Source organism: Pseudomonas sp. YY-1 (assembly GCF_002843095.1).
In the GTDB taxonomy this organism is placed as follows: Bacteria; Pseudomonadota; Gammaproteobacteria; order Pseudomonadales; family Pseudomonadaceae; genus Aquipseudomonas; species Aquipseudomonas sediminis_A.
Genome location: NZ_PJLX01000006.1, coordinates 245,369 through 269,317 on the forward strand (window position 1 = coordinate 245,369; position 23,949 = coordinate 269,317).

The 23,949-nt window shown below is 63.1% G+C and carries 15 protein-coding genes; 2 read left to right on the forward strand and 13 right to left on the reverse strand.

Going from position 1 to position 23,949, the window contains the following annotated elements; translation table 11 throughout:
- Nucleotides 1-5: 5 nt before the first annotated feature.
- The 6 genes from CXP40_RS11230 to CXP40_RS11255 all read right to left on the reverse strand — a co-directional run bounded on the left by CXP40_RS11230 (nucleotide 6) and on the right by CXP40_RS11255 (nucleotide 11,974).
- Nucleotides 6-1,796 carry an SLC13 family permease gene (locus tag CXP40_RS11230; RefSeq protein WP_099522978.1) on the reverse strand — a complete coding sequence of 597 codons (1,791 nt, stop codon included), beginning with the start codon at nucleotides 1,794-1,796 and terminating at the stop codon, nucleotides 6-8.
- 282 nt (nucleotides 1,797-2,078) lie between these two features.
- Nucleotides 2,079-3,542, reverse strand: a complete 1,464-nt coding sequence (gene selO, locus CXP40_RS11235) for a protein adenylyltransferase SelO (RefSeq protein ID WP_106733765.1) — start codon at nucleotides 3,540-3,542, stop codon at nucleotides 2,079-2,081.
- 16 nt (nucleotides 3,543-3,558) lie between these two features.
- Nucleotides 3,559-6,909: a mechanosensitive channel MscK gene (mscK, locus tag CXP40_RS11240; RefSeq protein ID WP_106733766.1), complete on the reverse strand. Its 3,351-nt coding sequence runs from the start codon at nucleotides 6,907-6,909 to the stop codon at nucleotides 3,559-3,561.
- Between the two features lie 127 nt (nucleotides 6,910-7,036).
- A complete protein-coding gene (locus tag CXP40_RS11245) occupies nucleotides 7,037-8,782 on the reverse strand; it encodes a potassium/proton antiporter (protein ID WP_099522771.1) in 1,746 nt (581 codons plus the stop codon).
- A gap of 161 nt (nucleotides 8,783-8,943) precedes the next feature.
- Nucleotides 8,944-10,749: an acyl-CoA dehydrogenase gene (locus CXP40_RS11250; RefSeq protein WP_106733803.1), complete on the reverse strand. Its 1,806-nt coding sequence runs from the start codon at nucleotides 10,747-10,749 to the stop codon at nucleotides 8,944-8,946.
- 184 nt (nucleotides 10,750-10,933) lie between these two features.
- On the reverse strand, nucleotides 10,934-11,974 hold the full coding sequence (locus CXP40_RS11255; protein ID WP_106733804.1) for a nitronate monooxygenase family protein: 1,041 nt from the start codon (nucleotides 11,972-11,974) through the stop codon (nucleotides 10,934-10,936).
- 122 nt (nucleotides 11,975-12,096) lie between these two features.
- On the opposite strand from CXP40_RS11255, the gene CXP40_RS11260 reads away from it, so the two are divergent.
- Nucleotides 12,097-12,945 carry a 23S rRNA (adenine(2030)-N(6))-methyltransferase RlmJ gene (locus CXP40_RS11260; RefSeq protein WP_106733767.1) on the forward strand — a complete coding sequence of 283 codons (849 nt, stop codon included), beginning with the start codon at nucleotides 12,097-12,099 and terminating at the stop codon, nucleotides 12,943-12,945.
- A gap of 78 nt (nucleotides 12,946-13,023) precedes the next feature.
- Here the strand turns inward: CXP40_RS11260 and CXP40_RS11265 are convergent, their stop codons facing one another.
- From CXP40_RS11265 to CXP40_RS11280, 4 genes are all read right to left on the reverse strand, one after another.
- Entirely contained in the window at nucleotides 13,024-14,277 is a 1,254-nt protein-coding gene (locus CXP40_RS11265; protein WP_106733768.1) for an HD-GYP domain-containing protein, read from the reverse strand.
- A 70-nt stretch (nucleotides 14,278-14,347) separates the two neighbouring features.
- The gene (locus CXP40_RS11270) at nucleotides 14,348-14,545 is read right to left on the reverse strand and encodes a putative motility protein (protein WP_061238377.1); all 198 of its coding nucleotides are present in this window, start codon (nucleotides 14,543-14,545) and stop codon (nucleotides 14,348-14,350) included.
- A gap of 16 nt (nucleotides 14,546-14,561) precedes the next feature.
- Nucleotides 14,562-15,215 carry a peptide-methionine (S)-S-oxide reductase MsrA gene (gene msrA / locus CXP40_RS11275; protein WP_106733769.1) on the reverse strand — a complete coding sequence of 218 codons (654 nt, stop codon included), beginning with the start codon at nucleotides 15,213-15,215 and terminating at the stop codon, nucleotides 14,562-14,564.
- A gap of 50 nt (nucleotides 15,216-15,265) precedes the next feature.
- On the reverse strand, nucleotides 15,266-17,986 hold the full coding sequence (locus tag CXP40_RS11280) for a bifunctional diguanylate cyclase/phosphodiesterase (protein WP_106733805.1): 2,721 nt from the start codon (nucleotides 17,984-17,986) through the stop codon (nucleotides 15,266-15,268).
- Nucleotides 17,987-18,151: 165 nt separating this feature from the next.
- On the opposite strand from CXP40_RS11280, the gene CXP40_RS11285 reads away from it, so the two are divergent.
- A complete protein-coding gene (locus CXP40_RS11285; protein ID WP_106733770.1) occupies nucleotides 18,152-18,658 on the forward strand; it encodes a hypothetical protein in 507 nt (168 codons plus the stop codon).
- A 125-nt stretch (nucleotides 18,659-18,783) separates the two neighbouring features.
- Here the strand turns inward: CXP40_RS11285 and aceF are convergent, their stop codons facing one another.
- From aceF to aceE, 3 genes are all read right to left on the reverse strand, one after another.
- A complete protein-coding gene (gene aceF, locus CXP40_RS11290) occupies nucleotides 18,784-20,748 on the reverse strand; it encodes a pyruvate dehydrogenase complex dihydrolipoyllysine-residue acetyltransferase (protein ID WP_256579280.1) in 1,965 nt (654 codons plus the stop codon).
- Nucleotides 20,655-21,137, reverse strand: coding sequence for a biotin/lipoyl-containing protein (locus CXP40_RS11295; RefSeq protein ID WP_371916948.1), 483 nt, complete (start codon nucleotides 21,135-21,137; stop codon nucleotides 20,655-20,657). Before CXP40_RS11295 ends, aceF begins: the two co-directional genes overlap by 94 nt.
- 11 nt (nucleotides 21,138-21,148) lie before the next feature.
- Nucleotides 21,149-23,794: a pyruvate dehydrogenase (acetyl-transferring), homodimeric type gene (aceE, locus tag CXP40_RS11300; protein ID WP_106733772.1), complete on the reverse strand. Its 2,646-nt coding sequence runs from the start codon at nucleotides 23,792-23,794 to the stop codon at nucleotides 21,149-21,151.
- Nucleotides 23,795-23,949 lie beyond the last annotated feature (155 nt).

The window sequence follows — 23,949 nt, forward strand, 5'->3', positions numbered from 1 at the left end:
TCAAGTCAGAGCGGGGTCAGCGGGAAGAACCAGGGGATGACCACGGTCGCGACGCCCCACAGCAGCAGGTTCAGCGGAATACCGATCTTCATGAAGTCGGTAAAGCGGTAGCCACCAGCGTTGTAAACGAAGGTGTTGGTCTGGTAGCCGATGGGCGTAGCGAAGCTGGCGCTGGCGGCGAACATCACAGCGACCACGAAGGCGCGTGGGTCGACGCCCAGATGTTGAGCCATGCCAATGGCGATGGGGGTCACCAGTACGGCCACTGCGTTGTTCGACAACACCTCGGTGAGGATGGACGTGAATAGGTAGATGAAGCTCAGCATCAGCAGCGGCCCGGCCCAGGGCAACCAGCCCATGACGTTCTCCACCATGAGTTTGACCAGACCCACCTTGTCCATGGCAATGCTGATGGCCAGCATGCCGAAGATCAGGCTAAGGATCTTCCAGTCCACAGCCTTGTAGGCGTCCTCCACGTCCAGGCAGCGCGTAGCCAACACGGTCACTGCGCCGATGATCGCCAGCCCTTCGATAGGCATCACACCGAAGGCCGCCAGCAGCATCACAGCGAGGGTCGAGATGATCGCGATGGGCGCCTTGTCGCGGCGGAAGGCACGCTCCTGCACGGCGTTGAGGCTGATCAGTTCGCCGTTGTCGGCGAAGCGTTTGATCTGCGCCGGTGTGCCTTCGACCAACATCACGTCGCCGAATTGCAGTTCGAAATCATCCAGGTTGCCCTGCACGTTCTCGTCCTGGCGGTGCACGGCGAGCACGGCGATGCCGTAACGTGCGGTGAGGTCGAGATCGCGCATTGGGCGGTGGCTGTAGCGCGAGTTACGCCCGACGATAGCCTCGGCGAGGATCACATCGTGGCTGCTGATGGTCTCGAAGGCGTCACCACGGTTGAAACTCAGGTGGCCGCTTTCGCGCAGCTCTACCACATCCTTGACCTGGCCGTGCAGCACCAGGCGGTCGCCACTGGCCAGCAGGGTTTCGGCGCTGGGTGCGGTCAGCTCCTGCTCTTCACGGAACAGCTTGAGCACCTGCAGGCCGCTGCCGCCATTGAGGTTGGCCTCGTGCAAGGTCTTGCCGATCATCGGCGAGTTGTGCGGTACCAGCAGTTCGGTCATGAAGGTGCGCGGCAGATCAGGGCGCAGCTGGCGTGACAGGGTCTCGCGCTCCGGCAGCAGGTGGCGGCCGATGGTCAGCAGATACAACATGCCAAAGGCCGCCATGACCAGGCCGACACCGGTGATCTCGAAGATGCCAAAGGGCGCGAGGCCGGCCTTGCGCGCGACGCCGTCGACCAGAATGTTGGTCGAGGTGCCGATCATGGTCAGGGTGCCACCGAGGATGGTGGCGTAGGACAGCGGGATCAACAGCTTCGACGGCAAGGTGCCGGCGCGACGCGCCAGAGCGATGGCCACCGGGGTGAGGATGGCCACGACTGGCGTATTGTTGAGGCAGGCGGAGACCACCAGTGCGGTAACGGTGAGGCCAGTGAGCACGCGAATCGGGCTGGTGCCGACCAGATTGCCCAGCCAGTTGCCGAGAGCGTCGATGCAGCCGGTACGCTCCAGCGCGGCGGAGAGCACGAACATGCAGGCGATGGTCACGGGGGCAGAGTTGGACAGCACGCTGAGTACTTCGCCCGGTGTTAGCAGTTGGCTGACCAGCAAGGCGGCCACGGCGATAGCGGCGACTATGTCCGGGCTCCATTTCTCGCGAACGAAGGCATACAGCACCCAGATCAGCAGGGCGCCGACAAACAGCAGGGGCAGGGAATCCCAGAACATGAACATCCTTAGATCCTGCATGTGATTCAGGTGGCTGACGCGGCGTTTGGGCTTGCGGCGCTGGCTGACGAAATCAGGGGCAGAATCTTTGCGTCGAATCTCGTGTGAGGTATCGGGCACGCACTGGGCGGCCTGGCAGGGCGCCAAGATAGAGGGGTTCTTTTAGATAGTCTAAGAATGTTTGGGCAGATTGATATGCCTTTTCGATTTAACAGATAAGTGCAGTCGAAAGGCCGGCCAACGTCAGTGAGCTGCTGCACAACAGGGCGGCAGCACTATCACTCACGACGAACAGCTGATCTCCAGATGCTTGCCCCACTCCGGCGGACGCTCTGCATAGCGTTCGAACCCCGGCTGCTCGTCAAACGGTCGTGACAGTACCGAATGCAGCTCGCGCACTGGAGCGTAGTCGCCTCGCTCTGCCGCTTCGATGGCGTGCTGGGCAAGGTAGTTGCGCAGGATGTACCTGGGATTGACCGTGTGCATGCGCGCCTGGCGTTCGCTCTGCTGCCCGCCTTCCAGTTCGCAGCGGGCCAGATAGTCGCGGCTCCAGGCATCGAAGCCGGCGAGGTCGACGAAATCATCGCGTACGACCTTGAGCGACTCGGCAGGTGCCTGGTCGCCGAGGTGGCGGAAGAACAAGGTGTAGTCGGTAGATTTACCGGCCTGCATCAGTTGCAGCAGACGTTGGATCAGTGCTTCGTCCTCTTCCTCGGCGCGGGTGAAACCCAGGCGCTTGCGCATCAGGTCGAGGTAGTGCGCCTGGTATAACGGCAGGAACAACTCCAAGGCCTCGCGCAATTGTTCGACCGCGGCGAATGGCGTCATGGCCTGAGCCAGTGCGGCGAGGTTCCAGTGGGCGATGGGCACCTGATTGCTGAAGCTGTAGCGGCCGGTATCGTCGGAGTGATTGCAGATGTGGTTGGCGTCGAAGTCGTCGAGGAAGGCGTAGGGGCCGTAGTCGAAGGTGATGCCGAGGATCGACATGTTGTCGGTGTTCATCACGCCATGGCAGAAGCCGTAGGCCTGCCAGTGGGCGATCATCGCGGCGGTGCGTTCGATCACCTCGCGCAGCAGGGCCAGCCAGGGCTCGTCCTGCTCCAGGCAGGCGGGGAAGTGGCAGGCCATGACGTGTTCGCCGAGGGTCTTCAGGTGCTCGTGCTGGCGCGTGTAGTAGAAGTACTCGAAATGGCCGAAGCGCACATGGCTCTGCGCCAGGCGTAGAACCATGGCTGCGCTTTCCTGCTTCTCGCGCCACACCGGCGTGCTCGATCCGGTTACGCACAGCGCGCGCGAGCTGGGGATGCCGAGGGCGTGCAGGTGTTCGCTGGCGAGAAACTCGCGGATCGAGCTGCGCAGCACCGCACGGCCATCGCCCATGCGCGAGTAGGGCGTCATGCCGGCACCTTTCAGATGTAGGTCCCAATGCTCACCGGCCTGGTTGACCACTTCGCCCAGCAGCAGCCCGCGACCGTCGCCCAGGCGCGGGGTGTAGCCGCCGAACTGGTGCCCGGAATAGACCATGGCACGTGGAGCGGCCTCCTCCCACAACTTGTGTCCGGCGAATAGCTCGGCGAACTCGGGGCGCTGTGCTTCGCTAGCGGCGAGATCGAGCAGAGCCAAGGCTGACTCGCTCGCTACCACCAACCTTGGCTGCTCGATCGGCTCGGGCAGTATTTCGGTTGAGAACGCATCACCGAGGCGGGCGAAGCGGTTGTCGAAGCTCAGTGTATCGAGACTTTTCACCAGGGTTCCTAACTGCTCAGGGCGCCGCGGGCGGCTTGGGTGGTTGCTGCAGGCTGGCTGCGCCGGCAGCTGCGGCCTTGGTCAGATCCTTTTGATCGAGTTTTTGCTCACCGTGTTCAAGGTTCTTCACATACACCTCGACCTGACGGAAGGCGATATTGATGCCGTTCTTCGGGAACTCGCGGTCGATGAAGCGGTTGATCTCGTCGGTGGCCGGGTTGCGGTCGCCGAGGTCGCGCACGTGGATGCGCAGCTCATGGTCCAGCGTGCTCTCGCCAAAGTTGAGGAAGTACACCAGCGGCGACGGCTCCTTGAGCACCCTGGGGTTTTCCTGCGCCGCTTGTAGCAACAGCTTGCGCACCAGGTCGAGATCCGAGCCATAGCCCACGCCGACCTTGAGGGTGACGCGGGTGACCGTGTCGCTCAGCGACCAGTTGATCAATTGGCCGGTGATGAAGGTCTTGTTCGGAACGATGATTTCCTTGTGGTCGAAATCCGTAATGGTGGTAGCGCGGATACGAATCTTGCTCACCGTGCCGGACAGGTTGCCGATGGTCACGACGTCACCGATACGCACCGGGCGCTCGAACAGGATGATCAGGCCAGAAATGAAATTGGCGAAGATTTCCTGCAGGCCGAAACCCAGGCCGACCGACAATGCCGCCACCAGCCACTGCAGCTTGTCCCAGCTGACGCCGAGTGTCGACAGCGTGGTGACGATACCAATGGCCACCAGTGCATAGGACAGCAGGGTGGTGGTCGCATAGGCGCTGCCCTGTGCCAGACGCATGCGCGAGAGCACCAGTACCTCGAGCAGGCCCGGCAGGTTGCGCGCCAGGGCTACGGTGATAGCGACGATGATCAGCGCGCCGATCACGTCCATCAGGCTGATCGGCACCAGCGTTGCGTTGTCCCCGGTACCGCTGCTGTACTCGTAGAGATTGATCGTATCGAGGTAGGTGAAGACGCCGATCAGGTCGGCCCAGACCCAGTACAGGCAGAGCAGGAAACCGCCGAGCAGAGCCAGGCGAATCAGGCGCAGGGACTGCTGGTTGACCTGCTCGATATCGAGCGTCGGCTCCTCGATCACTGCCTCGCCTTCTGCGCCGTCCTTGGCCTGCGCCTGGCGTTTGGCCAGGGCACGCTGATAGGCTAGGCGTCGTGCTGCGACGCTCAGGCCGCGCACCAGCGTAGCCTCGACGATAAGCAGGATGATCAGTAGGTACAGGGTATCGATCAAGCGGTCGGTGAGCTTGAGCGCCGTGTAGTAATAGCCGAACGCAACCGCACCGATCAGCGCCAGCGGCAGCAGGTTGAACAGCACGCCGACACTGGTGCGCAAGGCGGAGGTGTTCTCGCGCAGCGGAGCGCTGAACAGCAGGTGGAACAGCAGCCAGGCCATCAGGGCGTAGCAGCTGAGGACCACGGCGATGCCGATGACGTCGTTGGCCAGGCTCGCTGGCTGGTGTTCGGCAATGCTCACTACGGCCACCAGCGCCATCACCACCAGGCCCAGGCGACGCAGGTGCTGACGGAAGAAGGCGACGTTGGCCGGTGGCCAATGGAAGTGCATGATGGCTACGCCATCCGGAGACAGAATCCGGTGAAGGGTGTAGAACACCAGCCAGGCTTCTGCCATCTCGTAGAGTGCAGCGCCCAAGTAGAGGTTCTGCCCGCGGGCATCATGCAGCAGGGCATAGCCGCAAAGCGCCAGGAATAAAGTAACCGGCAGCGCGAGGATGACGTTTAGCCCCAGCGCCATTGGTGTATGCAGCTGGCTGTCATGCTTGTAATGGCCGATGTCGCCATGCAGCGCGCTGAGCTTGTCGAACAGATACTGGCGTCGCCAGAGGATCAGCGCGCAGAGCAGAATCAGCGGCAGAAATACAAGGGGGCGTTCGATCAGTCCGGCCCCCAGTTCACTGATGGCCATACCCCAGGGCATGTCGGCCAGTTGCTGCTTGAGGTAGCGAGGCGCTGACTTGAGCCACTCGAGATCCAGGGGTTTGTTACTGGGAATCCAGAACATCTGCTCATCGATAGTCGCGCGCAGGCTACTGGCGGTGCTTTGCAGCTCCTTTTGATTGAGCTGCAGGGTGATCGATTCATTGAGCAGCGCATTCAGCGAGCGATTGAGGCGGTCGAGTAATTCACGCCGGGTGTTGAGCTGCTCGCGCAGTGCACTGCGCAGTTCCGGGGTGACCTCCTCGCTCGGCTGACCGCTGAGCAGGTTGTCCACATAGCGGGCAGGGTCGCTGATTTCTTCGCGCTGCTTGTTCAGCTCGAACTGATAGAGGCGAATGTCGGCGATCTCGTCGGCCAGTGAGCCGTCTTCGAGCTTCAGTTTCGGTAGGGCCTGTTTCTGCTGGTAGAGAATCTTCGAAAGCAGCAGACTGCCTTGCAGCACCCGAATCTGCTCATCCAGTGCCTGATCAGCCTGAGCCAGGTTGTCCAACTGCTGACGTGTTTGCAGGTTCTGCTCGGTCAGGCTATTGAGGCGGTCGGTTGCGCGTAGTAGGTAGTCGGAGAGCTTTAGGTTGAGGGTGCTCTCCTTGGCCAGCAGCTTGTCCGAACTGGCGCGTTCAGCCTCCAGGGACTGCTCGGCCACGGTCTGCTCCGACTCGGCGCGGCGTCGATCATTGATCAGGCTCTGCAGTGCCTGACGCTCCTGTTCGGCGCGGCTGATGCGTTCCTCAAGCAGGGCGCGTTGGGCGCCGCCCAGGTCCTGCAGCAGGCTGTTGCCTGCCAGCTCCTGACGCCGTACTTGCGTCTGCGCTGCGAGTAATGCCAGCTCAGCATTGAACTGGTCACGGCGCTCCGGGCTCAGGAGCTTGCCGTCATAGCGGCCAGTCTTGAGCGCATCATTGATGATCTGGCTACGCGCCTGATTCTGGCTGATCTCGGCTTGCGCACGCTCGGGGCGTGTCTGTGCAGTGATGACCAGGCTGTTGGCTTCGATGATTGCCTTGTTCCACTCGGTGAGCTGGGTGGAACGGTCGGTGAGCAGTTGTTCCAGTTGAGATAGGCTGGTGCGCGCGTGACGCTCGGCGATCGGTACTTCCGGGCTGGACTTGAGTCGGCTCAGCTCGCGCTGGGCCTCGTTGATCAGGCGCGGCGCTTCATCCAGTTGCTTGCGCAAATCGCTGAGACGCTGATCAGCGCTCTGGCGGTCCTGCAGCATGCGCAAGGTCTGCTCAAGGGTCTGTTTCAGTGCCAGTTGTTCTGCTTCCGGCAGTTTGCGATCTGCCAGGCCGTCAAGACTCTGCTGCACACTTTCGGCTTTTGGTGGCTCCTCGGCAAATACCTGCGCGGCACCGAGACACAGGGTTAACACAACGGCAGTGAGGGAGAGGCGCAACAGATGCATGGTCGATTGATCTACTGAGTGAGCGGTGGCGATTAAAATACCGGAGGCGCAACGCACGCGCGGGCCTTGAGGCCCGCGCGCGAAGCTGATGCTAGCAGAGTATCAGCAGGTCGTTTTCAACAGCCTGCTAGAAGTGCAGCCCTGGGCCAGGGCGTGTGCCCTCGGGGAATCTGACGCCGACTTTGCGCACCTTGTTCCCTTCCATGGCGGCAACCGTCCAGGTCAGGCCCTGCCACTCCACCTGGTCGCCGACTACCGGCTCGCCGCCGATTTCGTGGGCGATGAAGCGGCCCAACGGTTGATTGCCCTCCAGTTCGTCGAGCTTCAGGCCGTAGAGTGCGGCGACTGCGCTTAGCTCGGCGTCGCCCTCCAGCACGAAATCACCGAAGAAGCGCAGGTCCTGACCTCGTTTCGGCGCCTGGCTGAACAGCTTGCCGAGGGCAGGCAGATCGTGTTCGTGACCGATCACGCAGAGCAGGTCACCTGCTTGCAGGCGCGTACTACCCGACGGGTGGAGCAGCTCGCGGCCTCGGAACAGTGCGGCGATACGGGTGCCTTCTGGCATGTTCAGCTCACGCAGGGCGGCGCCGATGCACCATTTTTCTGCGCCCAGGCGGTAGACGAACAGCTCCCACTGGCTGGTCGGGTGCACTTCCAGGCCGGCGCGTGACACCGGTGCAGGCTCTGGCGGTACGGTCACGCGCATCAGCTTGGCGGCCAGCGGCAGGCTGGTGCCCTGCAGCAGCAGAGAGATGATCACGATGAAGAACGCCACGTTGAAGAACAGCTGCGCGTTGGGCAGGCCGGCCATCAGCGGGAACACCGCGAGGATGATGGGCACGGCACCGCGCAGGCCAACCCAGGCGATGAAGATCCGCTCGCGGTCGTGGAAGGCACGAAACGGCAGCAGGCCGAGGAAGATCGACAGCGGCCGCGCGAAGAGAATCATCCACAGTGCCAGGGCCAGCGCCGGCAGTGCGATGGGCAGCAGCTCGTGCGGTGTGACCAGCAAGCCGAGAACCAGGAACATGCCGATCTGTGCCAGCCAGGTCAGACCGTCGAGCATATGCAGGATGCCGTGGCGCGAGCGGATTGGCCGGTTACCCAGCAGCAGGCCGCACAGGTAGATGGCCAGGATGCCGCTGCCGCCGACGGCGGTGGTGATAGCGAAGATGATCAGGCCGCCGCTGACCACCAGCAGCGGATAAAGGCCGGTGGCCAGTTCCATGCGGTTAATCAGTTTGAGCAGCAGCCAGCCGCCACCCAAGCCCAGCAGCGCGCCGAGGCCAAACTGCTGTACCAATTGAATCGGCAGGTCCCAACTGAAGCCGGTTTGGCCGCTGGCGAGCATGGCGATCAGGGTAACGGTGAGGAATACCGCCATCGGGTCGTTGCTACCGGACTCGATTTCCAGCGTAGAGCTGACCCGCTCGTTGAGGCCGCGTCCACCGAGCAGGGAGAATACTGCCGCCGCATCGGTGGAGCCGACGATGGCGCCGATCAGCAAGCCTTCCAGCAGCGTCAGGTTGAACAGCCAGGTAGCAGCCAGGCCGGTCAGGCCCGCGGTGATCACCACACCCACCGTCGCCAATGACAGGGATGGCCACAAAGCCACGCGGAAACTGGAGACCCGTGTGCGCATGCCGCCGTCGAGCAGGATGATCGCCAGCGCCAGGTTACCGACCAGATAGGCGAGGGGGTAATTGTTGAAGATGATGCCGCCGGGGCCGTCGGTGCCGGCAAGCATGCCGACGCCAAGGAAGATCACCAGGATGGGAATGCCAAAGCGCGACCCGAACGCGCTGACCAGGATGCTGGCTGCTACCAGCATTGCGCCGATCAAGAACAGATTATTGATGGCGCTGGCATCCAACTGCGCGTACTCCTGGCTGGGTCATCGGGGCGCCGCTATGCATGGCGCGTGCCAGGGATTCTAACCGTAGCCCTCGTACCGCTGTCAAAAAGGTTATTACATTTTTCTAACGCGCCCCTGGGCGCCCTGTTGCTGGGCGCCTCAGAGTCCTTCATGCAACCTCAGAACCAGGCGTCCTGCATGCCCAGGCAGGTGTCGTCGCGGGCCTCGAGAATACTCAGGTCGTGGTGGCAGCTCGGCACCTCCCAGGTCAGGAAGTAACGCGCCGCCTGCAGCTTGCCGCGATAGAAATCCTGTTCCTCGGCATTGTTGCTGCGGGCCAGGCCCTGCTCGGCACGAATCGCCTGTTCCAGCCAGCGCCAGCCGATCACCGTATGACCGAACACCTTCAGGTACAGCGCCGAGTTGGCCAGCCCCTGGTTGACCTTGCCGCTCATCAGATCGCCGAGCAGGGCCAGGGTCACCGCCTGCAGGCGCGCCAGCAGTTGTTCCAGCGGCTGGCGCAGGGCAGTGAGCGACTCATGCTCGCTGGCACGCTGGCAGCAGTCATTAATCAGCTTGAGCAATTGCTTGAGTGCGGCGCCGCCGTTCTGCGAGACCTTGCGCCCGAGCAGGTCAAGCGACTGGATGCCATGCGTGCCTTCGTGGATCGGATTGAGGCGGTTATCGCGGTAGTACTGCTCCACCGGGTATTCGCGGGTATAACCGTGGCCGCCGAGAATCTGGATCGCCAGCTCGTTGGCCTTGAGGCAGAACTCCGATGGCCAGGATTTGACGATGGGCGTGAGCAGGTCGAGCAGTTCCAGTGCGCGGCTGCGCTCTTCGGCGGTTTCCAGGGTATGGGTGTCATCGAACAGCCGTGCGGCGTACAGGCCGAGGTCGAAGGCACCTTCGACGTAGGCTTTCTGGGTCAGCAGCATGCGTCGCACGTCAGCGTGTTCAACGATGGAAATCTGCGGGCTGCTCGGGTCCTTGCCGTCCGGCTGGCGGCCTTGCGGGCGGTTACGCGCGTAGTCCAGCGAATACAGGTAGCCGGCGTAGCCAAGCATGATTGCGCCCATGCCGACGCCAATGCGCGCCTCGTTCATCATCTGGAACATGTAGGACAGGCCCGCATGCGGTTTGCCCACCAGATAGCCGACGCACTCGCCGTTGTCGCCGAAGTTCAGCGCCGTGGACGTGGTGCCGCGCCAGCCCATCTTGTGGAACAGGCCAGCCAGGGTCACGTCGTTGCGTGCGCCGAGGCTTCCGTCGTCGTTAACGTGGAACTTGGGCACCAGGAACAGGCTGATGCCTTTCACCCCGGGCGGTGCGTCCGGCAGCTTGGCCAGCACCATGTGCACGATGTTTTCGGAGATCGGCTGGTCGCCGCCGGAGATAAAGATCTTGTTGCCTTTGATCCGATAGCTGCCGTCGGCATGCGGTTCGGCGCGGGTTCTGATGTCCGATAGCGACGAGCCGGCGTGCGGCTCGGTCAGCGCCATGGTGCCGAAGAAGCGGCCGTCGATGATCGGCTGCAGGTAGCGGGATTTCTGCTCCTCGTTGCCGAAGGCTTCGATCAGGTTGGCCACCCCCATGGTCAGCATCGAGTAGGAGCTGGTGGCGATATTGGCCGACTGGAAATGCGCGAAGCAGGCCTGTGACAGCAGGTTGGGCAACTGCATGCCGCCATGCTCGAAGTCGCGGGTGGCGTTGAGGAAGCCTGCTTCGTGGAAAGCACGCAGCGCCGGCTCGATCTCGGGAATCAGCACCGCGCCGCCGTCGACGTACTGCGGCTCGTGTTCGTCGTTCTTGCGGTTGTGCGGGGCGAACAGCTCTTCGGCAATGCCGCGCGCGGTGCTGATGGCCGCGTCGAAGGTCTCGCGGTTGTGATCGGCGAAGCGCGGACGCTGGGTCAGGGCTTCGGCGTCGAGCACTTCATAGAGTTCGAACGCCAGGTTGCGTGAGCTGAGCAGTGTCTCGGACATGGAACGGGCCTCCAGATGATCGTCCGAGTCTAGGCAGTCTGCCGCCTGACTGCCCAGCATCATCATTGGCCGTGATAAAGCGCTACATCGTCTCGCCAGTACCGGTCCCGTAGGAGCGGCTTCAGCCGCGATTCAGCCTCTAGAATGGCGGGTTGCACCCGCCTTACCAGGGCATACCAGGCTGTCAGGCGAAACCTCGCGCCAGCTCGCGGGTTAGCTCAGCAGCCGGCATCGGCTTGCAGTTGACGATGTTCTGCCCGGCCCACAGCGGTGAAAAGTCGCCGCTGCCCTGCGCCTCGGCCGCTGCGCGCAAGGGTGCGATGGCTGCTGTGGCCAGCGGGAAGGCTGGTGCCTGCGTACTCAGTGGCCCCAGCTCGCGCATCAGGCGATTGACGATGCCACGTGCTGGCCGGCCGCTGAACAGATTGGTCAGCGCCGTGTGGCGCGCCGCCGGGCTCCGTAGCGCAGCACGGTGCAGGGCGCTGGTGGTGGCTTCCGGGCATAGCAAATACGCACTACCAACCTGCACGCCGGCGGCGCCGAGGGCCATGGCCGCGGCCACCCCACGGGCGTCGCTGATACCACCGGCAGCGATCACCGGTATCGACAATGCGTCGACCAGTTGGGGTAGTAGGGCGAAGGTGCCAAGCTGGCGGCTCAGATCGAAGTCCAGAAAGTGCCCGCGATGGCCACCTGCTTCCAGGCCCTGAGCGATCACTGCATCGACGCCCCGTTCCTGTAGCCACAGCGCTTCGTCCAGCGTGGTAGCGCTGGAGAGAATCTTCGCCCCGCTGCGGCGGACGCGCTCTAGCAGGTCCGGTTGTGGCAGGCCGAAGTGGAAGCTCACAACCGCAGGGCGGAACTCTTCCACCAGTGCGGCCGCTTCATCGTTGAAGGGCAGGCGGCCCGGCCCGCTGGCGATGCTTGCCGGGTCCACGCCCAGCACGCGGTAGTAGGGCGCCAGTGCTTCGCGCCAGCCAGCCTCGCGGGCCGCGTCTGGCTCGGGCGGCACATGGCTGAAGAAGTTGAGGTTAAACGGGCGGTCGGTCAGGCCGCGCATCGCTTGCAGCTCCTGGCGCAGGGCGGCAGGTGTGAGCATCGCGCAAGGAATCGAGCCAAGGCCGCCGGCCTGGCACACGGCGGCGGCCAGGCGATGATCCTGCGAGCCGGTCATCGGCGCCTGGATCAGGGGAAGTTCGCTACCGAGCAGCTTTTGCAGGGGCATGGCGGGGTTCTCGCTGTCCATGGAAGAGCGGGCAGCCTAGGCCGTGAAGGTGCAGTGGAGCAAGCCACGATGCGAGTGGTCAGCGGCCTGTTAAACTGCGCGCCTGATTCGAGGACTGATCCATGAACTACCGCCACGCCTTCCATGCCGGCAACCACGCCGACGTACTCAAGCACTTGGTGCTGACTCGCCTGATCGGCCTGCTGTCGAAGAAAGAGGCACCGTTCGCCTACCTCGACAGCCACGCAGGACTCGGCCTTTACGACCTGCAAGGTGATCAGGCCAGCCGCACCGGCGAGTACCTGGAGGGCATCGGTCGTCTTTGGCAGGCCACCCAGTTACCGGATGCGGTGGAGGCCTACCTGGAGGTGGTGCGGGCGATGAACCTGGATGGCGAGCTGCGCTATTACCCTGGCTCGCCCGAGCTGGCGCGGCTGCTCAGCCGTGAGCAGGATCACCTGCAACTCAACGAAAAACATCCCGAGGACGGCCGCCTGCTCAAGGACAACATGCGTGGCGACCGCCGCGTTGCCGTGCACCTGGGCGAAGGTTGGCACGTACCACGGGCGCTGATGCCGACCCGCGAAAAACGCGTGCTGCTGCTGATCGATCCGCCGTTCGAGAAGGCTGATGAGCTGCAGCGCTGTGTCGAGGCCTTGAACGAAGCGCACGGACGCATGCGCCAGGCCATCGTCGCGATCTGGTACCCGATCAAGGACGAGCGCCAGTTGGCGCGTTTCTATCGCGATCTGAGCAAGAGCGCCGCGCCCAAGCTGCTGCGTGCCGAGCTTTACGTGCACGCGCCGGACGATGCTACGCGCCTGAGTGGTTCAGGTCTGGTTATCAGCAATCCGCCATGGGGGCTGGAGGATGAACTCAAGCAACTGCTGCCCTGGCTGGCAGGCGCACTTGGCCAGAGCCAGGGCGGCTGGCGCCTGGATTGGCTGATCGAGGAGAAGTCGGCCGGTTGAGCGAGCGGGGCGGTGCGCATGGCGCACCCTACGGCTACGCAGCTGTAACCTGGAGACAAAGTCGTCGCTGACGGCTGCTCAACCCGGCTTGTGATTGGGCTCGATGTGATAGCTCAGGTTGCGCCGCGGGCTGAGGTATTCCAGCACCTCCAGCGGTAGTTGCGAGGGGCGCAGGCTGCGGGCGATGGCGAGCTTCGGCTCCTGGGCGAGGTCCACGATCAATACTTCCTGCTTGGGAATGTCGGCGTCGTAAATAATCAGCGTCGGTTTCAGTGCCTGCGTCGGGTTCATGCCCAGCACCAGCGCATAACGTTCATCGTCCAGTTGCACCAGGCTGCCCGGCGGGTAGATGCCCATCACGCGAACGAAGGCCTTCAGCATCACGTCGTCGAAGTGCTCGCGCTGCTGCTTGAACATCAGCGCCAGGGCCTCGTGCGGACTCAGCGCCTGGCGTGGGTCCAGCGGGTTGCACAGGCCGTCGAAGTGATTGGTGATGGCCACCAGGCGACTCAGGCGGCCGATCGCTGCTTCGCGCAGGCCACGCGGATAGCCGCTGCCGTCACAGTGCTCGTGATGTTCATGGATGATGCGCAGCACCTCGTCATCGAGCATCAGCTTCTGACCCATGCGCAGGCCGAAGTCGGTGTGCATCTGTAGTAGTTGCTGTTCCGGGCGGCTCAAGGGTTCTGGCTTGAGTAGCACCTTGCTCGGCACTTCCAGCTTGCCGATGTCGTGCAGCAGCGCGCCGAGCCCGATGCTATGGCAGGCCTCGCTGTCGAGGCCGAGCTGGCGCCCGAGCAGCAGAGACAGCACGGTGACGTTGAGGGCGTGGAAGTAGCTGTCCTCGGCGGCCTTGCCGGTGATGCTGTGGAGTACGACGCCGGGGGCGCCGAGCAGCGTTTCGACCATCTCGCCGACGATGGCGCCGGCCTGCCGCATGGCATCTTCCGGGCGGCTGCGCAGGGTCTGGTTGAGCGTCTTGATGCGTTGGCTGGCTTCGATGAAGCGGCGGTCCACCTCGGCCAGACGGCTGCGCAGGTGGCGCAGCTTCTGTGCGCGCTCCTGACGCTCCTGGGCTTGCGGGTCGACGGGCGCTGCGATGGGAGCGGGCGCCGGTATGTCTGCGACGAGCTCCAGGGGCGGGCAGTCGCTGCGTGCCGGGTCATAGCGCAGTTGCTTCAGATTGAGGGCATGCAAGGCGCGAATCTGTGCTTCGTCCTTGATCTTGAAATTGCTGAAGGCGAAATCATGCTCCCACCAGCTCAGGTCCAGATGAACGTAGAGGCCGACGCAGAGCTGATCAGGCGTGATGGTGGGCAGAGTGGCGGGCATGCCGAGCTCGTCGATCGATGGCTAATTGCCCGCAGTTTAGTCCGGCTGATGGCTTGACGATATCAGTTGTTCAGGCCATCACGTCGATGCTGTTGCCCAGGTTGGGTGGATTGCTGGGGGCGCTGGCCGGTGCAGCCGACTGCACCAGCCCGGTGATGTTGGCAGCCTGCAGCTCCAGCGTCTTGCGCAGCAGTAGAAGCGACATCTGCGCGGAGATCTGCGCCGATGCCTGGCTCGATACCTGACTGGAAATGCTGCTCAGCTCCACGACCCGTTACCCGTGCTCAAGACTCAGGGGGTAGACATACGCCTGTTCCGCCAAGGCCGCAATAGCCGCTCGGATTCTTCGCGAGGTATTGCTGATGATAGGTCTCGGCGTAATAGAAGGTTGGCGCCTCGGCGATTTCCGTGGTGATGCGGCCCATTCCGGCCTTGTCCAGCTCGGCCTGGAAGCGTGCCTGACTGGTTTTGGCGGCGCTCAGTTGAGCCTCGTCCTGGCAGTAGATCGCCGAGCGGTACTGGGTGCCCTGGTCGTTGCCCTGGCGCATGCCCTGGGTCGGGTTGTGCACTTCCCAGAACACTTTGAGCAGCGCTTCGAAGCTGGTTTGCTGCGGGTCGAACACCACCAGCACCACTTCGGTGTGTCCGGTCAGGCCGGAGCAGACCTCCTCGTAGGTGGGGTTGGGCGTGAGGCCGCCGGCATAGCCGACCGCAGTGCTGAACACACCGGGTTGCTGCCAGAAGCGGCGTTCTGCACCCCAGAAACAGCCCAGACCGAATACCGCCTGCTGCAGGCCGGCAGGGAAGGGCGCCTTGATCGGATTGCCGTTGACATAGTGGGTGTCGGCCACCGGTAGCGGCTCGGCGCGACCGGGCAGCGCCTGCTCGGCAGTCGGCAGGACATTCTTGTTGACGAGAATCTGTGAACGCAGAACCATGGCGGTCTCCTCGAAATGGGTCAATGGTGGACTACGCGCGACGCGGCGTATTACGTCCGTTGGTCGGCCTGGCGACTGGCGTCGGTCTGTGGCCGGCAGGGGTAGCGGCGCAGGCTGACGATCAGCTCGCGGCCGGAAATCGGTTTGTCGAACAGGTAGCCCTGGCCGACGTCGCATTGCTGGCGGCGCAGGAACGCGAGCTGGGCGCCGGTCTCGATGCCTTCGGCCACGACCTTGAGCTTGAGGTTGTGGGCCATGGCGATCACCGCCGAGGTGATCTCCATGTCGTCCTGGTTGTCCGGGATGTCTTTGATGAAGCTGCGATCGATCTTGATCACGTCGATGGGGAATTTCTTCAGGTAGCTGAGCGACGAATAGCCCGTGCCGAAGTCGTCCATGGCCAGGGTCAGGCCCAGGCTCTTGAGACGACCCAGTTGGTGGCGGGTGTCGTCGGTGGCCTCCAGCAGCAGGCTTTCGGTGAGTTCCAGTTCCAGCAACCTGGGGTCGAGCTGTTCTTCATGCAGGATGGCGGCGATGGAGCCGACCAGATCCGGGTCGGAGAACTGTTTGGGCGACAGATTGATCGCCACCTGCAGTTGACCCAGGCCAATAGCGGCGATCTGCTTGCTCATGCGGCAGGCCTGGCGCACCACCCACTTGCCGATGGGGATGATCAGGCCGGTTTCCTCGGCAACGCCGATGAACTGATCCGGGCGGATCATGCCCTTCTCCGGATGCTGCCAGCGCAGCAGCGCCTCCATGCCCAGCAGTTGTCCGCTCTTGAGGCAGAGTTTGGGTTGGTAGAAGACTTCCAGCTCGTTCTGAGTCAGTGCGCGGCGCAGGTTGTTCTCGACGAACAGCTTGTAGTTGGCCTCGGCGTTCAGTGCTTCGGTGAACAACTGCACCTGATGTTTGCCGTTGGCCTTGGCCTTGTGCAGGGCGAGACCGGCGTGCTTCATCAGGGTCTGCGGGTCGTCACCGTGTTCCGGGGCGATGGCCAGGCCCACCGAGCCGGTGATGCTGATCAACTGGTTGTCGACGAACAGCGGCTTGTCCAGGGTTTGCAGTACCTGATGAGCGACGCGCAGGCCCGCCTCCTGATCGCAACCGTCGAGCAGGATGGCGAATTCATTGCTGGCGAAGCGTGCCAGGGTGCCCTTGGCGCCAAGACTGTTGCGCAGGCGCCGAGCTAGGGCCGAGAGCAGCTTGTCGCCGGTCTGGTGGCCGAGGCTGTCGTTGATCCGCTTGAAGTTGTCGATGTCCACCAGCAGCAGCCCGAGCGACTGAACATTGCGGGCGAAGCGCTCTTCAAGGCTGCGGATGAACGACGGGCGATTGCCCAGATTGGTCAGGTTGTCGGTATAGGCCAGGCGTTCGATGCGCTGCTGCGCCAGCTTGGCCTCGGTAATGTCTTCGTAGATGCCGATGTAGTGGGTCAGTTCGCCATCGTCGCCATACACCTTGGAGATCGACAGATGGCCCCAGTACGGCTCCTGATTCTTGCGCCGACTGCGGAATTCGCCTTGCCAGCTGCTGTGCTCGGCCAGGCTGGACTGGGCGTCGAACAACAGGTCGCTAAGGTTGGCCATGGCCGGTAGCTCGGACAGGCGGTGACCGCAGACTTCGTCGCTGCTGTAGAGGGTGATGGCGGTGAAGCTGGGGTTGACGTATTCCACCCGGCCGTCGCGGTCGACCAGAAGAAATGCGCTGGCGCTCTGCTCGACGGCGCGCTGGAACAGATACAGCGCGTGGGTGGCGGAGCGCTTCTCCTGATTGACCAACACCTGGGCGAACTGGTCGGCCAACTCGCCGGCGAAGGCAATCTCGTCGGCCTGCCAGAAGCGTTTGGGACCGATATGTTCGAGGCAGAGCACGCCCACCACTTCACCTTCGATGCGAATACTGGCATCCAGCATCGAGGTGATGCCCAGCGGTTGCAGGTAACCGGGGGCCAGCTCGCGGGTGCGCAGGTCATGTTGGGCATCGTGGGCGTCGATCGCTCGGCCGCTTTGCAGGGCCTCCAGGTAGTGCGGGAAATGATGCGCATCGATCGAGGGCAGTTGCTCGTGTCGGTTCAGGTCGCGGCGGTACAGCGACACCGAATCGAGGCTATTGCCGCCCAGATGCCAGATTCCGGCCCGGGCCACACCGTAAACCTCGCAGGCCGCCTGGGTGATGAGTTCGGCGGCTTCCTGGCGCGGATCGCTGGAGACATAGCGTTGGCGCGCCAGGCGCACGATCAGTTGCTGCTGGGTATGCGAGCGTGCCAGATGCTGCAGGTGGTCGTTCTGGGTACGCTGATATTGCTGCAGCGAGCTACGCAGCTGCTGATTCTGCGTGTGCAGCTCCTGTTCGGCAGGGGCGTAGTGGTCGAGGCTTTCATCGGCTACCAGCAGATAGCCGCGCAGCAACTGGCGGTTGCGCTGTTTGAAGGCTTCGCCCATCTCAAGCAGAGTCAGCGCACCGTGCGGTGTGTGCAGGGTGTAGCGCACCAGATAATGCGGGCCTTGCAGCAGTTGCTGCTGGATGGCGTCGTGCAGACGGTAGCGCGCCTCGGGCTCCATCAGACTGGCGTAGGGGGCATCTACCAGCGCGCAGAGGTCGCTGGCACTAATACCCAGCCGGCGTTCACAGGCCGGGTCGAGAAACAGCAGGGCCCAGCTCGGCTCGTTCAAGCGCTCGAAACGCAACATGCCGAGCCGCGAGGGCACTGGCAACTGCGTCACAACCTCGGCTGCCGAGCGTATGCTGGCATCGGGATGGCTTTTCATTGGGCGTTGGGCTTCCAGTATGCTGACCAGGCGAGGCATCCGTTCTCGGTACAAGGCCGCTGCGTCAGAAGACGCATTGGCGTGGACGGAGGCTAGGGCTCAGGCCTACTTCACTATAGCGTTCGGCAAGGGTGCATCATGCAAGCGAGACTGACAAGAAAACTCATGGCCCTGGTGCTTGGCGGAGCACTTTTTACGGCCATACCCGCGGTTGCCGGCGCTGAGGACGCGGCGACATTGCGGGGCGACGAGCAGGCGGCTTATCTGGACGGGCTCAAGCGTCTTTATCTGGCCGATAACGAGCGCAATGCTTTGCTCGCGCACAGCAACGCATTGCTGGAAACCTACGCCCTGCGAGCTGGTTATCAGGTTGGCCAGGCGCAACGGCAGGATCTGCTGTATCGCTTCAATGTCGGTAACGCCGGTGAGCTTGTCCTGCGTGAGGAGAGTCGTGGTGCGCAGGGCACTGCCATCTCGGTGCGCAATCAGCGTGTTCCGGTATTCGGTATCGATCCGTTCATCCGCTACGAATGTCCGACCGGTGGTATCCGTTGCGTGCTGTTCAACCCAGCCGACGGCAGCCCGCTGCTGAGCATCGTGCGTGATCATCAGGGCGCCGGTGAGTTGGCCAAGGCGCTGAGCTTTCTGATTCGCAACGTGCAGAAGGGCTGAAGAAGCGCGCACAGCAGCTCTCGGCGTCCTCGGCGCGAGCGGACGTTTCAGGCAGAAGACAGGCAAAAAAAACCCCGCCTAAGCAGACGGGGTTGAGGATGCGAGCGTGGCGTGCTCGAAACGATTTACAGCAGGATGGTGCGGATATCGGCCAGCAGCTGCGACAGACGCTGAGTGAAGCGTGCGGCAGCCGCGCCGTTGATCACCCGGTGGTCGTAGGACAGCGACAGCGGCAGCATCAGCTTGGGCTGGAAGGCCTTGCCATCCCAGACCGGCTGGATGGTGGCTTTGCTGACACCGAGAATTGCCACTTCCGGCGCATTGACGATCGGCGTGAAGCCGGTGCCGCCGATGTGGCCGAGGCTGGAGATGGTGAAGCAAGCGCCCTGCATGTCGTCAGCCGACAGTTTCTTGCTGCGCGCTTTCTCCGCCAGAGCGGCGGCTTCAGCGGCCAGTTGTAGCAGGCTCTTCTGATCGACGTTCTTGATCACCGGCACCAGCAGGCCGTCCGGCGTATCGACGGCGAAGCCGACATGCACGTACTTCTTGCGGATGATCGCCTTGCCGCTCGGGGCCAGCGAACTGTTGAAGTCCGGCAGTTCCTTGAGCAGGTGAGCGCAGGCCTTGAGCAGCAGCGGCAGTACGGTCAGCTTGACGCCAGCCTTCTCGGCCACGGCCTTCTGCGCGACGCGGAAGGCTTCCAGGTCGGTGATGTCGGCCGAATCGAACTGGGTCACGTGCGGCACGTTGAGCCAGCTGCGGTGCAGGTTGGCAGCGCCGACCTGCATCAGGCGGGTCATCGCCACTTCTTCGATTTCGCCGAACTTGCTGAAGTCCACGGTCGGGATCGGCGGGATGCCGGCGCCGCCAGTGGCAGCGGCTGCAGTCGCCTGCGGTGCGGCCTTGGCTTTGTGCATCATCGCCTTGACGTACACCTGCACGTCTTCCTTGAGGATACGACCTTTCGGGCCGGTACCGGCGATATCCGCCAGTTCCACACCGAAGTCACGGGCCAGCTGACGCACGGCAGGGCCGGCATGCACCTTGGCACCATCGCGCTTGGGTGCGTTGGCGACTTCGGCAGCAGCAGCCGACAGTGAGGCGATGGCGCGTACTTCAGCGGCCACTTCCGGTGCGGCACCTTCCGGTACGCGGTGCACTTGCTGACTGGCTTGCGCTGGCACGGCGGCCGGTGCAGCACCCGCTACCTTGAGCTTGAGAATCAGATCACCGGTGCCGACTTCGGCGTCCAGCTTGACCAGCACTTCTTCCACCACGCCGGCAGCCGGCGAGGGGATTTCCATGGAGGCCTTGTCGGACTCCAGGGTGATCAGCGACTGGTCGGCTTCGATGCTGTCACCGGCCTTGACCATGACTTCGATGACCTTGACCTTGCCGTCGGTGCCGATATCCGGCACGTGCACGTCCTGCACCGAAGCAGCAGCCGGGGCTGCGGCAGCAGGAGCAGGTGCGGCGGCTGGCGCAGCAGCAGGGGCAGCCGCTTGAGCCGGTGCAGCGCTGGCGGTTGCACCACCGGCGGTGCGCAGCTTGAGGATCAGGTCGCCGGTGCCGACTTCGGCGTCCAGCTTGACCAGCACTTCTTCCACCACGCCGGCAGCCGGCGAAGGGATTTCCATGGAGGCCTTGTCGGACTCCAGGGTGATCAGCGACTGGTCGGCTTCGATGCTGTCACCGGCCTTGACCATGACTTCGATGACCTTGACCTTGCCGTCGGTGCCGATATCCGGCACGTGCACGTCCTGCACCGAAGCAGCAGCCGGGGCTGCGGCAGCAGGAGCAGGTGCGGCGGCTGGCGCAGCAGCAGGGGCAGCCGCTTGAGCCGGTGCAGCGCTGGCGGTTGCACCACCGGCGGTGCGCAGCTTGAGGATCAGGTCGCCGGTGCCGACTTCGGCGTCCAGCTTGACCAGCACTTCTTCCACCACGCCGGCAGCCGGCGAAGGGATTTCCATGGAGGCCTTGTCGGACTCCAGGGTAATCAGCGACTGGTCGGCTTCGATGGTGTCACCCACCTTGACCATGACTTCGATGACCTTGACCTTGCCGTCGGTGCCGATATCCGGCACGTGCACATCCTGCACGCTGCTGCTGGTCGCGGCAGCGGCAGGAGCCGCCNATCCTGCACGCTGCTGCTGGTCGCGGCAGCGGCAGGAGCCGCCGCCGGAGCGGCGGCTTTCGGCGCTTCGGCAGGTGCGGCTTCGGCTTTCGGCGCAGGCGCCGCTTCGGCGGCCCCTTCGACTTCCAGCACCAGCAGCTCGTCGCCTTCTTTCAGGCGGTCACCGATCTTGACCTTGATTTCCTTGATCACGCCGGCTTTGGGCGAGGGTACTTCCATGGAGGCCTTGTCGGACTCCAGGGTCAGTACGCTCTGGTCGGCTTCGACACGGTCGCCGACCTTCACCAGCAGTTCAATCACCTCGCCTTCACCGCCGAGGTCGGGTACGCGAATCAATTCACTCATCGCTACGCTCCTCAGCAGTCCAGGGGGTTGGCTTTGTCGGCATCGATGCCGAACTTGGCGATGGCGTCAGCCAGCACCTTGGCTTCGATCTCGCCACGGTCTACCAGGGCTTCCAGGGCGGCCAGCACGACCCAGTTGCGATCCACTTCGAAGAAGTGGCGCAGCTGCTTGCGGCTGTCGCTGCGGCCGAAGCCGTCGGTGCCCAGGACCTTGTATTCCTTGCTCGGAACCCACTGACGAACCTGCTCGGCGAACAGCTTCATGTAGTCGGTAGAAGCGATGACCGGGCCCTTGCGGCCGCCCAGGCACTGCTCGATGTAGGTCTGCTTGGGCTTCTGGCCCGGGTGCAGGCGGTTGCTGCGCTCCACGGCCAGGCCGTCGCGACGCAGTTCGTTGAAGCTGGTGACGCTCCACACATCGGCGCCGATGTTGAACTCGTCGCGCAGGATCTTCGCCGCCTCGACGACTTCACGCAGGATGGTGCCGGAACCCAGCAGTTGCACGTGGTGCGCGGCTTCCTTCTTGTCTTCCTCGAGCAGGTACATACCCTTGATGATGCCGTCTTCCACGCCTTGCGGCATGGCCGGCTGCTGGTACGACTCGTTCATCACGGTGATGTAGTAGAAGATGTCCTGCTGCTCTTCGGCCATCTGGCGAATGCCTTCGCGGATGATCACCGCGAGCTCGTAGCCGTAGGTCGGGTCGTAGGTGCGGCAGTTGGGGATGGTCGCTGCCAGCATGTGGCTGTGACCGTCTTCGTGCTGCAGGCCTTCACCGTTGAGGGTGGTACGGCCGGCGGTACCGCCGATCAGGAAACCACGGGTGCGGCTGTCGCCAGCGGCCCAGGCCAGGTCACCGATACGCTGGAAGCCGAACATCGAGTAGAAGATGTAGAACGGCAGCATCGGCTGGTTGTGGCAGGAGTACGAAGTACCAGCGGCGATGAAGGAGCTCATGGCGCCGGCTTCGTTGATGCCTTCCTCGAGGATCTGACCTTTCTTGTCCTCTTTGTAGAACATCACTTGGTCTTTATCGACCGGCTCGTACAGCTGGCCGACCGAGGAGTAGATGCCGAGCTGACGGAACATGCCTTCCATACCGAAGGTACGGGCTTCGTCCGGGATGATCGGGACGATGCGCTGGCCGAGTTCCTTGTCCTTGACCAGCTGCGCGAGGATGCGCACGAAAGCCATGGTGGTGGAGATTTCGCGGTCGCCCGAGCCGTCGAGGATGGCCTTGAGGGTATCCAGCGGCGGGGTCGGGATGCTGAAGCTCTGCTGGCGACGCTGCGGTACGAAGCCACCCAGCGCGTTGCGGCGCTCGTGCAGGTACTTGTACTCGGGGCTGCCTGGCTCCGGCTTGACGAAGGGCAGGTTTTCCAGCTCCTCGTCCTTGACCGGGATATCGAAGCGGTCGCGGAACTGACGCAGGCTGTCGACATCGACCTTCTTGGTGTTGTGCGCGGTGTTCTTCGCTTCACCGGCGCCGGTACCGTAGCCCTTGATTGTCTTGGCCAGGATCACGGTCGGCTGGCCGCTGTGGTTCACGGCCTGGTGGTAGGCCGCGTAGACCTTGTACGGGTCGTGGCCGCCACGGTTGAGCTTCCAGATCTCGTCGTCGGAGAGATCCTTGACCATCTCCTTGAGCTCCGGGGTGTTGAAGAAGTTTTCGCGAACGTAGGCGCCGTCTTTGGCCTTGTAGTTCTGGTATTCACCGTCGACCACTTCGTCCATGCGGCGCTGCAGGGCACCGTCCTTGTCCTTGGCGAACAGTGGATCCCAGAAGCGACCCCAGACCACTTTGTTGACGTTCCACTGGGCACCGCGGAATACGCCTTCGAGTTCCTGGATGATCTTGCCGTTACCGCGTACCGGGCCGTCGAGGCGCTGCAGGTTGCAGTTGATGACGAAGATCAGGTTGTCCAGCTTCTCGCGGCCGGCCAGGGAGATGGCACCGAGGGATTCCGGCTCGTCGCACTCGCCGTCGCCCATGAAGCACCAGACTTTCTGCTTGCCGGCCGGGATGAAGCCGCGCGCTTCCAGGTACTTCATGAAGCGCGCCTGGTAGATCGCCTGGATCGGGCCCAGCCCCATGGAAACGGTGGGGAACTGCCAGAAGTCCGGCATCAGCCAGGGGTGCGGGTAGGACGACAGACCTTTGCCGTCCACTTCGCGGCGGAAGTTCTTCATCTGGTCTTCGCTGATGCGACCTTCCATGAAGGCGCGGGCGTAGACGCCGGGGCTGGCGTGGCCCTGATAGAACACCAGGTCGCCGCCGTGTTCTTCGGTCGGGGCCTGGAAGAAGTAGTTGAAACCGATGTCGTACAGCGTCGCGGAGGAGGCGAAGCTGGAAATGTGGCCGCCCAGATCCGGGTCGTCCAGGTTGGTGCGCATCACCATGGCCAGGGCGTTCCAGCGCACCAGCGAGCGGATACGGCGTTCCATGAACAGGTCGCCGGGCATGCGAGCTTCATGGGTTACCGGGATGCTGTTGCGGTAAGGCGTGGTGATCGCGTAGGGCAGTTGCGCACCGCTACGGGTGGCCAGCTCGCCCAGACGGGTCATCAGGTAATGGGCACGGTCTTCACCCTCACGGTCGAGGACGGATTCAAGGGCGTCCAGCCATTCCTGGGTTTCGATCGGATCGAGGTCTTGCATGGCTTGCTCCAGGGCGGAAAGGCTTCCAGAATCGGAGGCCAGTTGAGTCTCGCCGGCTTTTTGGGCGGGCGAGTTGAAATTCTTGGATTTACCGGGGGTAGGACCGGCTGTATGTAGTTTTACTACATTTCGACGACGGATTCAGCCCTCTGGAT